The organism is Methylotuvimicrobium sp. KM1 (assembly GCF_044788715.1).
Classification (GTDB): domain Bacteria; phylum Pseudomonadota; class Gammaproteobacteria; order Methylococcales; family Methylomonadaceae; genus Methylotuvimicrobium.
Genome location: NZ_CP173170.1, coordinates 1,029,252 through 1,045,012, shown reverse-complemented (window position 1 = coordinate 1,045,012; position 15,761 = coordinate 1,029,252). Strand labels below are relative to the sequence as shown.

Genomic DNA, 15,761 nt, shown 5'->3' with positions numbered 1-15,761 from the left:
GAATCCAGCCCCAAATAATCGCAATTCGTTCCGGCAACTAAAACATTTAGAACATAAGGGCTGGATGACCCCATCTACGGGTCTTAACGGCAGCTGCCTTCTAACGACATCCTCGCTAGATACACCCCATATATCTTCATTAAACCTAGAAAGAGCAGTTGGCATGTGTTGTAGACCGTTCGTGCTGAGCTGAGTCGAAGCATGAAGGGTCTACAACACTTTCACCGGCTTGGTGAAGTCTCAAATGATCTTTTTAGATTAAGGTTAGTCAATTTTTGAGTTGGCTTTCATGTTCAACCGCCGACCGATTTCCCTCGCTGCATTGCCGACATCGTCGAGCGGCGTGTAAGTCCAGTTTTCCAGCTTTCCTCTAAAAGACCGGGTATAGCCTTCCGATTCCATGATTTGATGAAATCGATTGAATTTATCCGAGCCGCCCTCAAGTCCTATGATATAAACCGGTTTTCCGGTCGTACACGCTTCGGAAACCATATTGACCGAATCGGCGGTCACCAAAATCGCATCCGCCAAGCTTAGAAAGCCCAAATACGGATTTTCCCCAGAACCGTCCCAAATAAACGAAGGCGTATCGCTCAGCTCTTCACGCAACACGGCTTCGACGTCGGCGCCGGTGCGCCGGGAAGTCGTCAATAAAATGCCCGCTCCGGTTTCTTTTGACAATGCCGCTAGCCTCGCACCGAGCTGTCTACCAATTTGCTCCGTAATTCGATAGCATTTATTGGATCCCCCCACCATTACGGCAAGTAAAGGCCGCGGTAGGTCGGCAAATTGCGACGCAAAATGCTCGGCGGCATGTTTGAGACGAGTCGGTGTAATCGTATGGAGTCCGCCGATGCTGTTCACGATATTGGATCCCGACAAGCCATCATGTCTCGGCGCAACAATGACATCAAACTTATCGTAGGCATAGTAAGGATCTTGTATTCGAATATTTAAGGTTTTGCCGCCACTGGCTTTTTTTATTGCTAGAGCCACGGCCACCGTACGTCGACCGGTGCCGATCACGACATCGGGCCAGGGCGGACTGAAGTCCGAACTACCCGCCCCTAAAAAACGCAATGGCGAAAAACAAAAACGCGACGGCAGATGCTGCAATGGCCAAGTCAAGCAAATCCGCTTTTGTTCGATTTCCAAACCTAATGCTTGGGCCAAGCCGAGCGATTGATTGTCCATTCCGGGTATTCCCAGCGTCAATACCCAACAAGTTTTAACCTTTTTGTTCAAATTCGTTATTCCTGATCGTTCTAAATTAAACCTATTGAGATTAATTATCTTTATAAGGCAAAAGGTTCGAATTTCGTGGAGAATAAGTATAATTGATGATTTTTTAATTCCATAATTTATAGAGTAATATCCCTACATGCCCTCTATTCAATGCCATTTTTTAAAAGCCAACCTTTCAATTCAATAAAATCTAACGATCATGAAACCATCTATCCCGCAATCCCCCATTGTCGTTAAATTTTTAACCAAGGCAGAACACCGCATGTTTACCAGGCAATTACCTGGGAACTCATTTTTTTGGGGACGTTGCCAGTTTAATTTCGACCCTGATTTGCAAGATTATGATTGGCTTGTCGTTTATGACGACTTGCCTAAAGTCGGCGGAGAACGATTTTCTTCGTGCGTTAAAAAGCTGCATTGTCCTAAACAACACACGCTACTAATTACAACCGAGCCTTCCACAATTAAAGTATATGGAAGTCCTTATACATCCCAATTCAATTATGTTTTGACGAGCCAGGAGGAATTCGCTTTACCGCATCGCAATAGAATATATTCGCAACCGGCGTTGATTTGGTTCTACGGAATAGGCAAAAACAGCGAAATACCTTATGACCGGCTCTTGTCCATGCAGCCTGACAAAAGCCAGACCATTTCAACGGTCTGCTCCAGCAAACAGCAAAAACATACGCTGCATAACCAACGCTATCGATTCACTCAGGCGCTCAAAGAGCGGCTCCCGGAACTGGAGATATTCGGTCACGGTGTTCGCGATATGGATGATAAAGCCGTTGCGCTAGATGCTTACCGCTATCATATCGCGATTGAAAATTTCGTCGGAGACCATCACTGGACCGAAAAACTGGCCGATGCGTTTTTAGGCTTTACGCTCCCCTTTTACTACGGCTGTACTAATGTCGAGGATTATTTTCCAAAGGAAAGTTTCTTTTATATCGATATTTTCGATGTAGAAAAATCCTACCGCATCATTAAGAACGCCATCGAAAACAACGAATACGAAAAACGATTACCCTACATTATTGAAGCCCGTCGCCGGGTTTTGGAAGACTATAATTTATTTTCTGTTCTCAGCCAGCACATCGAACGGCATCATGTACCGTTGAAGTCATTACCGCATGACAGCATGATCCGCTCCCGTAAAGCGATCAATAAACAATCGCTGCTCAGCTCTGTTCGCTATTTCCATGAAAAATATCGCGTCAACCGCTACCGTAAACGGCATTTAAAAAAGTCTTCTTAGCGATAGTATACTCATTCATTGTAGATGAAAATTCGGCCTCGGGGTGCTGGGCCATTGACGAGCCCCCTGTGCCGAGTTTTGATCTAAGGGTATATTATAATTTGCGCGGTCATGTTTTCGGCTTTTATGGCAATGACTCAAGTACTGCCCCCTTAATGATGCATCCTGATTGGGTAGAATAATCAGATAATTCGGTTTGACTAACGAAATCCGCTGTTGTCTAGTTATTCTGAGAATGGCCCAACAGGTCGCTATCGCCGAGCCCGGTCATTCGCACCGGTATTTCGTTCCGGCTCCCGCTGCCGCATTTCAGTATAGTCGCGTGATCTTTGACTGTCTTTCGAACGCTCGTCTCGGCTATTGAAATCTCTATCGGCTTTTCTTCTTTTGCCTCGCTCACCGGAAACTTGTTCTGATCGGGAAGCTTGACGCGAACGCCGGGGTTCCGGTCGATCGTAAGATGCCCGTCTCGTTGATTCGGTTTTTGGTTTATAGTTAACCACTCTTTCCGGCCTTGAGCTATTTCCTGCTTTATAAGCCGGGCGGGCAGCGCGAGGCTCGGCAGTGCGCACACGAACAGCCTGTCGAGACCTTATCTGCGGTTTTTGATACGCTTTAGGAGCCGACCTGTGACTTGGAACATATTTTCCCGAATTGTGTGCCGGTCGATAATCGATCGTCTTGACGACCGTCCTTCTTGGTTGTACATAAACCGGATAAGGACGCTCGACAACATAACTGACAGACCGTCCTGTTTCGACAACCACCGGCCCGTCATACTGCCGATAAAAACCTTGTCGCGCGCAAGCCGAAACACTCAACAAAACCGACAAAATAAATAATCTTTTAATAAAGTTCATATCGCACCTTTCCCTATCGCCTAAATGGTGAGTTAATCATGCATCGGAATGGCTGAATGACAAATGAACTCCACTATTCGACATACTTCATGCTATTTTTTGCCTCATGAAAGCGATTCAGCTCGACAGCCTTACTCAAATCGACCGAGACCAATGGAATAGTTTAGCTGGCCCAAACTACCCTTTTTTGCGCCATGAATTTTTATCGGCTTTGGAATGCCGTTCGGCTAGCACCGAAACCGGCTGGCAGCCCCGGCATTTGTTGATTTACGAACAAAACGAGCCGGTCGCATTAATGCCTTTGTACCTTAAATTTCATTCGCGAGGAGAGTACGTCTTCGACTATCAGTGGGCCGAAGCCTATCATAACCACCACTTGGCTTATTATCCGAAGTGGCTAACCGCTATCCCATTCACGCCTTGCCAAGGAACGCGTATCGCGATCAAAACCGGCGCGGACCAACGGCGCATCGTCTCATTCATTGCTTCTTACATAAAAGAAACAATCGCCGATACCGGCGTTTCTTCCTGGCATTGTCTGTTTCCCGATTTTCCCACGGCCGAACAACTTGTGTCCGAAGGTTTGAGTCTTAGGACCGGCATTCAATTCCAATGGTTTAATCAAGGATACAGGGATTTTAACGACTATCTCGATGGCTTTTCGGCGAGCAAGCGCAAACAAGTCAAACGCGAACGCCGGCGCATTGCGGAACAATCCGTTCAATTTCTGCAAATTTCCGGAAAAGATATATCGGAGCAGGACTGGGAGGCTTTTTATCGCTTCTATCAAATGACTTATTTCAAGCGAGGCATGCAGCCTTATCTGAACATCGGATTTTTTCTGGAAATCGCCGAAACGATGCCGCAAAATTTACTATTGATCGTTGCCGTAAAAGACGGCGACTACATAGGCGCAGCGCTCAGTTTTATCGGAAACGATACGCTTTACGGACGCTATTGGGGATGTAATGAGGATTATCATAGTTTGCATTTTGAAGCTTGCTACTATCAAGGACTGGACTATTGCCTGGCTAATAATCTAAAACGCTTCGATTCCGGCGCGCAAGGCGAGCATAAAATCGCCCGCGGTTTCGAGCCGGTTTACACCTATTCGGCACACTGGATCAAAGACCGGCGCTTTGCCTCTGCCATCGACGATTTTCTTGAATGGGAAACCGCTGAAATCCAAAAATACCGCTTGCAGGCCGAAAAGCATCTGCCGTTTAAGCAGCAAACCTAAGCTTTAAAACGATATTCACCCAAAAAGCATGAGCCTAAATTCGGCAGTTTAACCATAAAGCTCATAAAGTATTTCAAAAGATTACCCAAATTTCCCCGCTAAACTCTCGGGTGAACAAAAGCTATATAAACGGGTGCTGATTCCAAAAAATGTCACTTATTTTTTACCATGAAGAGCATGAAGAACTTGAAGATACAATGTTTTTAATTTAATTGAGTGACCAACCATTAACAGCCTGTGTCATCAATATTACCACTGGGTAACTATTCAGTCCTCCGGCAATTATCGTTCCCACGCTCTGCGCTCATCGTTATACATAAGTCAAAAATTACCCTTTTGCAATCTTAGCCAATGAGACCTCGATACCATTTACTGTCACTTAACACTCGCGGATCACCTAGCGCTGAGCGATCCGCGTAGGGTACGCTGTGCGTACCATGGTAACCCCGCAATGTTCATGTGCCAACCGAGCCGTCAGGGCGCGGCTTTGGTACGCGCAGCGTACCCTACAATTTATGTATAACGATGAGCGCCGGAGCGTGGGAACGATAGGGGGTGTAAATAATTACACCACTGGAGTGCAGGCGAAGCCTGCACTCCAGTCCCGCCATCGTTTTGATATTTTTTAGTCATTAACTGGTTTTGAAAACGCTGTGTGACTACATTGAATTTATACCTTTCACACTTCAAATTTCGGCAGTGCCGGAGGAGGCCTCGGGGTGCTCGGTAAAGGCTTTGCCAGCATGGAGCTGGCATAGAGCCTACATGGACGTATTTACGGCGTCCTTTGACGGGCACCCCGAGGCCGAATTTTCATCTACGATGAGTATATTTAATAAGTTCATCCGTGATATCTGAACGGTTCATAAAGCGCTCAATACTCTTTCCTTCATGATCTTCATGGTAACAAACAAGCTAAAACTTTTCGAAATCCTTGAAATCGGGATCGGCGCTCGATACTCCTCCCGAAGGCCGAGGGTTAGATATAGTAGCTTTTGCAACAGGTCGAGATACGGAAGGTTTATTATGCATCGAGGCCTTTCTGACATTAACGCTATTCGTCGCCACATTATCGACCTTGAAGAACGCTACGGCTTGCTGTAACTGTTCCGCTTGACCGCTCATTTCCTCCGCCGTCGCGGCCAATTCTTCCGAAGACGAAGCGTTTTGTTGCGTGGCTTGATCTAACTGACTCATCGCATCGTTGATTTGGCTGATGCCTTGCGCTTGTTCTTCCGATGATGCTGTGATTTCCTCGACCAAATCCGCCGTTTTTTGAATATTCGGCACGACGTCTTCAAGCGATTTACCGGCTTCTTCCGCGATACTCACACTCTTGGTCGCCAACTCATTTATTTCGAGTGCGGTCACGCGGCTGTTCTCGGCTAGTTTACGCACCTCGGCCGCAACGACAGTAAAACCTTTACCGTGCTCCCCGGCTCGCGCGGCTTCGATCGCCGCGTTTAACGACAGTAAGTTGGTCTTGTAAGCAATATCCTCGATCAAACCGATTTTGCTGGCTATCTCCTTCATAGCGGAAACGGTCCGCTTGACCGCTTCACCGCCGGATGCCGCATCGCGCGCCGAAGAATTTGCCATGTCATTGGTCACCTTGGCGTTTTCGACGTTCTGCTGAACCGATGCATTGAGCTGCTCGACCGATGACGTCGTTTGCTCGACGCTAGAAGCCTGTTCCATCGCCGACTGGCTCAAGGTTTGAGCGGTCGCGCTAATCTCATGAGAGGCGCTAGCCAAACCATCGGCATTCAAACGTACCCCTTGCACGACCTCCTTGAATTGGCGACTCATCGATTTCAGGGCATCCGCCAAGATTCCGATTTCATCTTTTTGGTCGATATCGAGCGTCGTGGTCAAATCGCCTTCCGCCAACGATTGCGCAAAAATAACCCCTTTAATAATCGGTTTCGTGATCAGCGACGCAAGGAACAAGGCAATCATCACACCTAAAATTACCGCAATGATAATCGTGCCAATGATGATCATATTCGCTTCCTGGACTAAAGTATTGGCTTGGTCGCGGGCCACAGCTAGTTGCGCAACACCCGCACTTTCTGCATCCTGGGCTTGTTGTATCACGGTATTCCCTAGTTCTTCCATGCGCTGCAGAATCTGCTTCAATTCGTCGTCATTTTTGATCCAACTTTCCGCCGCTTGCCGATACTCTGTCGTCGCGCGGCGGGCATCCTCGATCAAGCGTAATTCTGCTTGCGCAGTGGTGATTTGCTGCAGATCGTCATATAAGCGCATCAATTGCGGCAACAACACAGTCATTTGATTCCAGCCTTTTCGATCCTTATAATTCACCTCTTCTTTTTCAAAGCGAATGATTTGGTTAGCTACTATCCGAATATTTGTAGTTAGGATATAGCGCTGCACGTATTGATCCAGGGTTCGAGCATCGGCACCTTGTCCCATCGCATCGGTATAGGCGTTGCGTTGCATGACCATGAATTGTGCAGCGGAATTAATGACGATTTCACCTCGATCAACCATCTGCCGAACTGCATCCCGGTTGTTTTTCAGCGCCGCCACCCCTCTTCGATATTCCTCGGCATAACGGGTCGTATCTCGGCGAGCGACTTGGGATTGCTCCAATAAACTCTTATTGTCGAATTGTTTGGCGACTTCATCCACTTTGTCCAGATAGCCGAACAATTGCTTCACATTGTCTTCGGCACGTTGATGAATCTCGTCCCGCTCGAACAACAAATAATTTTTTTCTTCCATGATCGTCAATAGAGCCATTCGTTCGACACCGGTCGCATATTCGACCGCTTTGGCATCATGGTCGGTAATGCCGAACAACGCGCCGGAAACACGCCCCATATAGACCTGGGCCAAAATGCCGAAAACGACCGTTATCGCCACTAACAACATGGCACCGCTTAATATTTTTGTTTTTACTTTTAGATCATTGATAGCCATGAGATGAGTCCCTATTCGTGAAAATTATGCCAATTCCGAGGTATCGGTTTGCGAGGCGCTGTTTTGCGACTTAACAACATGCTGTAATTGCGACAGTTCGTCGATCGAGAGAATTCGGTTAATGGACAGCAAGATAATAAAATTATCGTCCACCCGACCCATCGCCTGAATAAATTCGGTTCTGATATCGGCGCCAAAATCGGGAGGTGGCTGAATATTGGCTTGCGGAATATCGAGAATTTCATTGACCTGATCGACCAACATGCCGATGACTTGGGCTTCGCCATGCGTTTCGACCTCGACCAAAACAATACAGCTGCGTTTGGAAATTTCACTCGGATGACGATCCAAACGCGCAGATAAATCGATTACCGGCACGACATTACCTCGCAGATTGATCACGCCTCTGATGTAATCAGGCGTCATTGGCACGCGGGTAATATTGCTGATTTCAATAATCTCCTTGACGTCCAGAATGCCGATCGCGAAATTGTCTTTACCGACCAAAAAAGTCAAATATTGTTGAAATTGATCGGCCGACCCCGCCGCTAACTCCTGACCGCTTTTTCCTTTGACGACTAAATTACTCATAAATCAGCTCCTTTACTGATGATACACCTTTCGCACTTCAAATTTCGGCAGTTCCCAAGGAGGCACCGGGGTGTTCGACCCCTCACCTAACGCTAGGCGAGGGGTCTACATGGACGTATTCACGGCGTCCTTTGACGGACACCCCTGTGCCGAATTTTGATCTACGATGGGTATACATTGGCGGGGCATTCCTCAACCGGCTAAACCGATTGACGCACGACTCTTATCTCTTGTCGCGAACTGCACCAAACCTTGCACGTCCAAAATCAATGCCACATCGCCGCTACCCAATACCGTCGCGCCGCTGATGCCTTTTAGTTGCTCGAAGACCTTACCTAGCGGTTTGATGACCGTTTGATGCTCGCCGTGCAGTTTATCGACCACGAACCCGACTTTAGTCTGGCCGAAACGTACCACGACCATGCTTTCCCGGTGAATATTGCTATGCTGTGTGCGATTATTGAAATAATCGCCAAGCCTCAAATAAGGCATCACTTCACCTCGCAAATTGACATAGTGTTGAATCTCGTCGATTTCACATTCTTCGGGACTCATTTCAACGCATTCCTCAACCATGCTGAGCGGGATGATGTAACACTCTTGTTCGGCTTCGACCATGAAACCGTCGATAATCGCCAAGGTCAACGGCAAATGAATCGTGACCGTCGTACCCTGACCCGGTTCACTATCAAGACTCACCGAGCCTCTTAGCGCTTCGATGTTGCGGCGCACGACATCCATGCCGACGCCGCGTCCCGATAAATTACTCGCCTCATCCTTCGTGCTCAAACCGGCCTCGAAAATCAAGTTAAAAACTTCTTGCTTGGTCAATACTTGATCTGCCGTTATCAAACCGTTGGCAATGGCCTTAGTTCTAATTTTTTCGTCATTCAACCCGGCACCGTCATCGGCGATTTGGATGACGATATGTCCCGAATCGTGATAGGCATTGAGATGTACGGTGCCTTGTTCCGGCTTGCCGGCCGCCCTACGCTGTTCCGGCATTTCGATGCCGTGATCGAGTGAATTGCGAATTAAATGAGTCAACGGGTCATTGATCTTCTCAACGACGGTTTTATCGAGTTCGGTTTCGCCGCCGGTAATTCTAAGTTCAATCTGCTTATTCAACTCGTTACTGACATCACGCACCACGCGCCGAAATCGTGAAAATGTTTCGCCGATCGCGACCATTCTGAGTTCGAGCGCAGTATCGCGAATTTCGCTGACAAGATCGTTCATACTGACCGCGACTTCTTCGACATCGCTCAAGCCGTGCCGGTCCACCATCATGCGCATCGCCGCACCGGAAATCACCAATTCGCCAACCAAGTTGATCAATTTACCGAGCTTTTCCGAGTCGACTCGAATATAGTTGGCTTCGGCTGCTATTTTTTGTTTGACATTTTGCTGCTTTTTGAGCGCTTGTTCGACAACCGGCTGTTCAGCCAGTTGCTGCTCGACCAAAATCTCGCCAATCGGTTTCGCCTGTTCGGGCGATTCGGCTTTATCTTCGCTTTGCCGCTGTAAAGCCTTGGCGACTTCCTTCGGTGTCAATGCGCCGATGTTTATCAACATTTCACCCAAGCGTTCGACCTGAGCGCCGTCTTCGTCGGACGGTTCGGCCAACAGACTTAGGTAATGCTCGATTTGCGAATGAGGCGGGATAATTCTAATTTCGCAGTCGTCCTCGGCAAACTCGAAAACGCTTTCAATTGCCTGTTTATTGGTATTACCCCGAAATACGATTTTAAAATGCAGATAACAGCTCTCCGGATCCATAGCCTCGCCGATCGGTAAATCCGGTGTCGAAGTCAAGATATCGACGATGTCTCCTAGCGTTTTTAAGTACCGAATAAAGGATAACGGATCCATGCCATTACGCAAGGCATCGGGTCCGAATTCCAGAAGAATCACCCAATCGTTTCCGTTCGTATCACCCTCGGTTTCAGACGTTTCGGAAGTCCCGTTCTTCGAGCCTGCTTCAACCGGCATGCTTTGTGGCTTTGTCGTAGCCCCGCCTAATTGCTTGATTAAAGACTCGCCCGTCAGCTTCAATTCTTGCGGCAACTCTTGTTCCGCCTCCGTTAAACAATGCTCGATCAGTTTGGAAGTATGATCCTTACAATTCAGTAATGTCGAGATCAACGCACCATCAATCGCTCGTTGGCCTCGCCTGACTTGATCCAGGACCGTTTCGGCTTCGTGAGCGAAAGCGACGATAGAATCGAACCCGAACAAGCCCGAACTGCCTTTGATCGTATGCATTGCTCTGAATACGCTATTGATGCTTTCGCTATCATCCGGGTTATCTTCCAGGCCAAGCAATGCCAATTCCATTTCGGCCAGCAGTTCGTCCGCCTCTTGAACGAAAGTCTGTATTGCCGCGTCTAATTCGCTCATGATGCATTCCAATTGGCCGAAATAATTACCGGATCGCCGAAGTGCCCCGTCAAATTCAACAACTCCAACACTTCGACAACTGCCTGACTATGCTTAACCAGACTCAAGTTAATCGCATTCTGGCCCGCTTCCTGCTTGAGCCATAACAAAAGCTGCAAGCCTGCGCTGTCCATTTCAGAAACGCCAGCCAAGTTAATCTGCAGCTCGCGGCCCGAATGTAAATATTTCGAGAGCTTGGCTTTTTGTTCGCTCGCGGTATAGATAGTCATATCGTCTTGTATCGCGATAATCGTTATACCGTTTTTTTCGCTGACTTGTATGGCCAAAGGCATGCTCCCGGTAACTGACGGTGAAAAGCGGACATTTATATTGACAATGAATGAACCTAGAAAGAGCAGTTGGCATATATCGTAGACCGTTCGTACTGAGCCAAGTCGAAGCATGAACGGTCTACAACACTTTCACCGGCTTGGTGAAGTCTCACAATGATCATTTTAGGATGAAAGGTAGCAGAGATTCTATCGCTTAACAAATCCATACTCTGACTAAGGTAAAACCAATTTCGATACCGCCGTCATTAAGGTCTGCGGCTGAAACGGCTTAGTCAACCACGCCTTAGCACCGGCCGCCTTCCCGGCCTGTTTTTTATCTTCGGCGGCTTCGGTAGTCAACATCATCATCGGCGTAAACTTATAATCCGATAATTTTTTGACTTCTTGCACAAACGTAATACCGTCCATATTCGGCATGTTGACATCGGTGATAATCAGATGAATTTTTTGCCCTTTCAGTTTGTTAAGCGCGTCTTTACCATCGCACGCCTCTAAAACGTCGTAACCGCCGCTTTTCAACGCAATGCTGACAACCTGCCGTATAGAGGCGGAATCATCGACAATCATGATCGTTTTTGCCATGTTAGAAGTTCTCCTTGAATTAGAAAAAAGTAAGATCGTCTGAATAGGTCGACCGGTCATGAGAAGCCGTAGCCGAAGCATGATTAATCAACTCTTCGGGCATCGTATAACTCAACTCCATTGTCGACAGGGTTTGTTCGACGCTAATCATATCGGCATGACGCATCTCCCCGACTCCTTGAGTTTTTTCAACGGCTTTTTGCAGGTGCTCTAAATTATGTTCGACATGATCAAGCATCTGAGTGACTCGATCCTGAAATTGAAGCGCTGTTAAAACCGAGTAAATTTGATCGCGGATTTGTGCGCTATTATCCATTAATTCGACTGCATCATCTTTAAAAGCCGTCAAAGTCGATTTGATATCGGACAGGACTTGGTTGATCGCGTGATCGGCGGAATAAATATTTTGTTCGTCGCTTTCCGTCGACGACTCGGCCGTTCTCAACGTTGCATTCATCGCAGCAATAATTTCATTGACCGTCCGGCTAATTCTTTCGCCGGTCGTCGATGAAAAGCCTGCCAGCTTCCTAACTTCGTCGGCAACGACCGCAAAACCGCGCCCGTGCTCTCCGGCTCTGGCCGCTTCGATCGCGGCATTCAAAGCCAGCAAATTGATTTGCTCGGCGACTTTACGAACTTCTTGCGCCATACTATCGAGACTATTGGTGTACGTTGATAGCTCTCTAACCTGATCGATCATGACCCGTTCAGCCTGATTGATCTGATTAAGGTTTTGGATAACGCCTTCCAAAGTCGTGCGGCTTCCGCTAAGCAAGGAATCGATATGATCTTCCTGATGACCTTGTTGCGTCAGGCCGCTTAACGCGTCGATTTGCGAAACCATGCTTGAAAATTGAACCGATAACGTGGTAATTTCCTGCTCGGTATGAGCACGGGAGGTCCCGACTTGACGAATAACGATCGGTACAACCTCCATAATCAGCTTTTCCAACTCGATCGAATATGCATTTGCGTCGTTCAGCTTGGCGCTTTCATCGCTTTTCCACTGGTCATCCAAGCGCTTCAAACTCTCTTGTTGACGCTTAAACAATGTCAACCCAATAACGAAACCGGTTGCCGTAAGAATTCCCATTGCGATAAAGCCGACGAGATTGAATGCGCCTTGCCAGACAGCTACCCCTCCCCCAAGCAAACCCAAACCTGTTGGCATGCTATAGAAGGCGAATTTTCCGTTTGCGGCAATACTTGGCGTGTTATCGGAAAAAGACATGAAATACTTCCTTTTTTGGCACTGTTAAGTTATCAATTATAGTATGGTTTTACGGCACACAATACAATCAACGTTCTTTCATGACGAGATATGACCGATTAGCGCATGACTCAAGGATACAAAGATTAGCATTTCACCTATTACTAAAAAAGAATTCGATTGCTTCCAGCGCTTAATTTACGAGCACGCAGGCATCTATTTAGCCCCCGAAAAAAAAGTCATGGTTGCCGGAAGGCTCGCCAAACGCCTGCATTTTCATGGACTGACTAGCTACGGGGAATATTTTCGATTACTGAGCAAACCCGAATTTGCCGATGAATTTCAAATCATGGTTAATTTTTTAACCACTAATGAAACTTATTTTTTTCGCGAACCCAAACACTTCGAATTTTTGCGAACAACTCTTTTAAAATCTTGGCAAGGAGAAAACTTTAACGCCTGGAGCGCGGCTTGTTCATCAGGGGAAGAGGCTTACTCGTTGGCTATGATTCTGGCGGAGACATTGGGTCGAAAGAGATGGACTATACTAGGTTCCGATTTGAGCACGCGCGTACTCGACATCGCTCGAAACGGCATCTACCCGATGGCCCGCTTGGAACAAATGGACCCCGCCTTACTAAAAAAATACTGTTTGCGGGGCGTGCGCTCGCAAGAAGGCTTTTTTCGGGTCGACGAGTCGTTGATCGACCGAACGCACTTCGAGCAAATCAACCTGATGCAATCGCTACCTAACCAGCTTACCAAACACTTCGACGTGATTTTTTTACGCAATGTTTTGATTTATTTCGATCAAAATACCAAAAAAGCGGTTGTCGAGCGCATAATCAAAGCGCTGAAACCGGGCGGCTATTTTTTCATCAGCCACTCCGAAAGCCTGCATCGAGTAACCTGCGATCTGGAAATGATCAAACCGTCGATTTTCAGAAAAAATGATCGTTCAACCTTATAAGGAAACTCGCCGCGTGATTATCGAACCCGGCGAATACTATGTCAGCACCAACGGCGAGTTAATATCGACCCTGCTGGGTTCTTGCGTCGCTGCATGCCTCTTCGATCCGGTCAACAAAATAGCGGGGATGAATCACTTTTTACTCGCCTATCAGCATCATTCCCGAAGCCGTCCGATTATCGAAACCGAGGAAGGCCGTTACGGACTTTATGCCATGGAGCTTTTGATCAACGATATGATGAAAAAGGGGGCAAAAAAATCGCGAATTAAAGCCAAATGTTTCGGTGGCGGCAATGTACTACACTTACGTAGCGACAAAACCGATAAACTATCCGTCGGAGAAGTCAACATCGAGTTTATCAAAACATTCTTGGCACAAGAAAAAATACCGATACTGGCGGCGAGCTTCGGAGGCACAGTAGGCCGTAGCATTCATTTCGTCAGTAGCGATTTTTCGGTATACGTCAAAACCATCGAAACCGCGCTCACACAACAACTGGAAAAACAAGAGCGCTCTTTTTGGAAAAAACGCATCGATGCACAAGAAAAAATCAAATCGGACGTGGAATTTTGGTAAGGCAACCAACTGGTTTTTGCCTAACCACTTATAAATATAAAATACAAAGCATGAATATCATCAAAGTTTTCATCGTAGACGACTCGGCGGTTGTTAGACAGGTCCTTACACAATTGTTCGAAGGCACTGCCGGCATCAGAGTTATCGGATCGGCGCCTGACCCGATTTTTGCCCTGCAAAAAATGGAAAAGGAATGGCCGGACGTGATCGTGTTGGATATCGAAATGCCGCGTATGGACGGCGTAACCTTTCTCAAGAAAATCATGCACGAACACCCAACTCCGGTCGTTATTTGCTCGACCTTAACCGAAAAAGGCGCCGAAGTGACCATGCAGGCGATGAGTGCCGGAGCGGTCGACATCATCACTAAGCCCAAGGTCAACCTACGCCACTTCCTTGAAGAATCCAACACGCTGATTATCGATGCAGTGAAAGCCGCGGCCCATGCCCGGGTTGGTAAAATAAAAAGCATGCCGTCAAGTACCGAGCCCAAACCGAAACAAAATGCCGATGCAGTCATCGCCCCTTCGCATTTAAAGCCCCTATCGGAAACGACCGATAGGGTGATTGCCATTGGTACTTCGACGGGCGGAACTCAGGCCTTGGAGTTTGTACTAACCAAGCTCCCTCGAACCTCGCCGGGACTGGTAGTTGTACAGCACATGCCCGAGGCATTTACCGCTGCCTTCGCAAAGCGACTTGACGGCCTTTGCCAAGTCTCCGTCAAGGAAGCCGAAACCAACGACCGGGTCATTCCCGGACAAGTTCTGATCGCCCCCGGGGGCAAACACATGCTAATGCGCCGTAGCGGCGCGCAATATCGCGTCGAAGTCAAGGACGGGCCGTTGGTCAGCAGGCACCGGCCGTCCGTGGACGTTTTATTCCGCTCCTGCGCCCAATCAGCCGGCCCGAACGCCGTCGGTATCATCATGACCGGCATGGGAGACGACGGCGCGAAGGGTATGAAAGAAATGTTCGATGCCGGCGCGTTCACCGTCGCGCAAGACGAAGCCTCCTGCATCGTATACGGCATGCCCAAGGAAGCGGTGAAACTCGGCGGCGTCTCCAAAACTCTGCCTTTACATTCGATACCTGAACTCATCGTTAATTCTTCAACCGGAACACGTTTAGGCATCGCGTCGAATACGACCGAATGAATATCGGCAAATAAGCCTTAATTTAGGCTATGTTCGCGTTAATAGTTGCAATTAATACTACGCCAAGTCGATGTAGGTACGCTGTGCGCAATGCAAGAGGCTCGTCCATAGATTACATATGTGCCCTAGTAGGACGGGGTTTGCAACCCCGTCCTAAACGTTTTGACTTTGGCCGAAGTCAGCCGAAATGTTTAGGGCAAACCGAAACGTTGGGGACGGGTTAAATAACCCGTCCCGCAGAAGTGTTTTTCGCTATATTTTTTGTGATGAACAGCGCTAAGGATATGGTAATAAACAACTTACCCCAAATACTCCGCATGCTCTAAGCTCGTTTTTTATACATAAATTGTAGGGTACGCTATTAAAGCACGTAGCCCGTATGCAGCGAAG

General features: G+C 47.6%; 13 protein-coding genes. 5 read left to right on the top strand and 8 right to left on the bottom strand.

What is annotated here, in order from left to right:
• Positions 1-264: 264 nt before the first annotated feature.
• Complete coding sequence (locus ACINK7_RS04555) at positions 265-1,245, bottom strand: mitochondrial fission ELM1 family protein (protein WP_404360111.1); 981 nt, start codon at positions 1,243-1,245, stop codon at positions 265-267.
• 199 nt (positions 1,246-1,444) lie between these two features.
• Here ACINK7_RS04555 and ACINK7_RS04550 point away from each other — a divergent pair, with 199 nt between their 5' ends.
• Positions 1,445-2,506 carry a glycosyltransferase family 10 domain-containing protein gene (locus ACINK7_RS04550; protein WP_404360110.1) on the top strand — a complete coding sequence of 354 codons (1,062 nt, stop codon included), beginning with the start codon at positions 1,445-1,447 and terminating at the stop codon, positions 2,504-2,506.
• Between the two features lie 251 nt (positions 2,507-2,757).
• Here ACINK7_RS04550 and ACINK7_RS04545 read toward each other — a convergent pair whose 3' ends face one another.
• Positions 2,758-3,366 carry a hypothetical protein gene (locus ACINK7_RS04545; protein WP_404360109.1) on the bottom strand — a complete coding sequence of 203 codons (609 nt, stop codon included), beginning with the start codon at positions 3,364-3,366 and terminating at the stop codon, positions 2,758-2,760.
• 106 nt (positions 3,367-3,472) lie between these two features.
• Here ACINK7_RS04545 and ACINK7_RS04540 point away from each other — a divergent pair, with 106 nt between their 5' ends.
• On the top strand, positions 3,473-4,606 hold the full coding sequence (locus ACINK7_RS04540) for a GNAT family N-acetyltransferase (RefSeq protein ID WP_404360108.1): 1,134 nt from the start codon (positions 3,473-3,475) through the stop codon (positions 4,604-4,606).
• A gap of 915 nt (positions 4,607-5,521) precedes the next feature.
• Here ACINK7_RS04540 and ACINK7_RS04535 read toward each other — a convergent pair.
• The 6 genes from ACINK7_RS04535 to ACINK7_RS04510 all read right to left on the bottom strand — a co-directional run bounded on the left by ACINK7_RS04535 (position 5,522) and on the right by ACINK7_RS04510 (position 12,688).
• Positions 5,522-7,552, bottom strand: a complete 2,031-nt coding sequence (locus tag ACINK7_RS04535) for a methyl-accepting chemotaxis protein (protein WP_404360107.1) — start codon at positions 7,550-7,552, stop codon at positions 5,522-5,524.
• A 24-nt stretch (positions 7,553-7,576) separates the two neighbouring features.
• Positions 7,577-8,143: a chemotaxis protein CheW gene (locus ACINK7_RS04530; RefSeq protein WP_404360106.1), complete on the bottom strand. Its 567-nt coding sequence runs from the start codon at positions 8,141-8,143 to the stop codon at positions 7,577-7,579.
• Between the two features lie 192 nt (positions 8,144-8,335).
• Entirely contained in the window at positions 8,336-10,543 is a 2,208-nt protein-coding gene (locus tag ACINK7_RS04525; RefSeq protein WP_404360105.1) for a chemotaxis protein CheA, read from the bottom strand.
• Positions 10,540-10,875: a lipid asymmetry maintenance protein MlaB gene (locus ACINK7_RS04520; RefSeq protein WP_404360104.1), complete on the bottom strand. Its 336-nt coding sequence runs from the start codon at positions 10,873-10,875 to the stop codon at positions 10,540-10,542. Before ACINK7_RS04520 ends, ACINK7_RS04525 begins: the two co-directional genes overlap by 4 nt.
• A gap of 213 nt (positions 10,876-11,088) precedes the next feature.
• Positions 11,089-11,457, bottom strand: a complete 369-nt coding sequence (locus ACINK7_RS04515; RefSeq protein ID WP_404360103.1) for a response regulator — start codon at positions 11,455-11,457, stop codon at positions 11,089-11,091.
• Positions 11,458-11,476: 19 nt separating this feature from the next.
• Positions 11,477-12,688: a methyl-accepting chemotaxis protein gene (locus tag ACINK7_RS04510; RefSeq protein WP_404360102.1), complete on the bottom strand. Its 1,212-nt coding sequence runs from the start codon at positions 12,686-12,688 to the stop codon at positions 11,477-11,479.
• A gap of 124 nt (positions 12,689-12,812) precedes the next feature.
• On the opposite strand from ACINK7_RS04510, the gene ACINK7_RS04505 reads away from it, so the two are divergent.
• Genes ACINK7_RS04505 through ACINK7_RS04495 form a run of 3 tightly spaced genes read left to right on the top strand, consistent with a single transcriptional unit; the run spans position 12,813 to position 15,371 of the window.
• Positions 12,813-13,637 (top strand): CheR family methyltransferase, encoded by an 825-nt coding sequence (locus ACINK7_RS04505; protein ID WP_404361412.1) that lies wholly within the window; start codon positions 12,813-12,815, stop codon positions 13,635-13,637.
• Positions 13,618-14,214: a chemotaxis protein CheD gene (locus tag ACINK7_RS04500; protein WP_404360101.1), complete on the top strand. Its 597-nt coding sequence runs from the start codon at positions 13,618-13,620 to the stop codon at positions 14,212-14,214. Before ACINK7_RS04505 ends, ACINK7_RS04500 begins: the two co-directional genes overlap by 20 nt.
• A 50-nt stretch (positions 14,215-14,264) precedes the next feature.
• Positions 14,265-15,371, top strand: a complete 1,107-nt coding sequence (locus tag ACINK7_RS04495) for a chemotaxis response regulator protein-glutamate methylesterase (RefSeq protein WP_404360100.1) — start codon at positions 14,265-14,267, stop codon at positions 15,369-15,371.
• Positions 15,372-15,761: the final 390 nt, after the last annotated feature.

Excerpts from the sequence above, each read along its gene's own strand:
- ACINK7_RS04550 (WP_404360110.1), top strand. The coding sequence starts at position 1,445 with ATGAAACCATCTATCCCGCAATCCCCCATTGTCGTTAAATTTTTAACC.
- ACINK7_RS04545 (WP_404360109.1), bottom strand. The coding sequence starts at position 3,366 with ATGAACTTTATTAAAAGATTATTTATTTTGTCGGTTTTGTTGAGTGTT.
- ACINK7_RS04540 (WP_404360108.1), top strand. The coding sequence starts at position 3,473 with ATGAAAGCGATTCAGCTCGACAGCCTTACTCAAATCGACCGAGACCAA.
- ACINK7_RS04535 (WP_404360107.1), bottom strand. The coding sequence starts at position 7,552 with ATGGCTATCAATGATCTAAAAGTAAAAACAAAAATATTAAGCGGTGCC.
- ACINK7_RS04530 (WP_404360106.1), bottom strand. The coding sequence starts at position 8,143 with ATGAGTAATTTAGTCGTCAAAGGAAAAAGCGGTCAGGAGTTAGCGGCG.
- ACINK7_RS04525 (WP_404360105.1), bottom strand. The coding sequence starts at position 10,543 with ATGAGCGAATTAGACGCGGCAATACAGACTTTCGTTCAAGAGGCGGAC.
- ACINK7_RS04520 (WP_404360104.1), bottom strand. The coding sequence starts at position 10,875 with ATGCCTTTGGCCATACAAGTCAGCGAAAAAAACGGTATAACGATTATC.
- ACINK7_RS04515 (WP_404360103.1), bottom strand. The coding sequence starts at position 11,457 with ATGGCAAAAACGATCATGATTGTCGATGATTCCGCCTCTATACGGCAG.
- ACINK7_RS04510 (WP_404360102.1), bottom strand. The coding sequence starts at position 12,688 with ATGTCTTTTTCCGATAACACGCCAAGTATTGCCGCAAACGGAAAATTC.
- ACINK7_RS04500 (WP_404360101.1), top strand. The coding sequence starts at position 13,618 with ATGATCGTTCAACCTTATAAGGAAACTCGCCGCGTGATTATCGAACCC.
- ACINK7_RS04495 (WP_404360100.1), top strand. The coding sequence starts at position 14,265 with ATGAATATCATCAAAGTTTTCATCGTAGACGACTCGGCGGTTGTTAGA.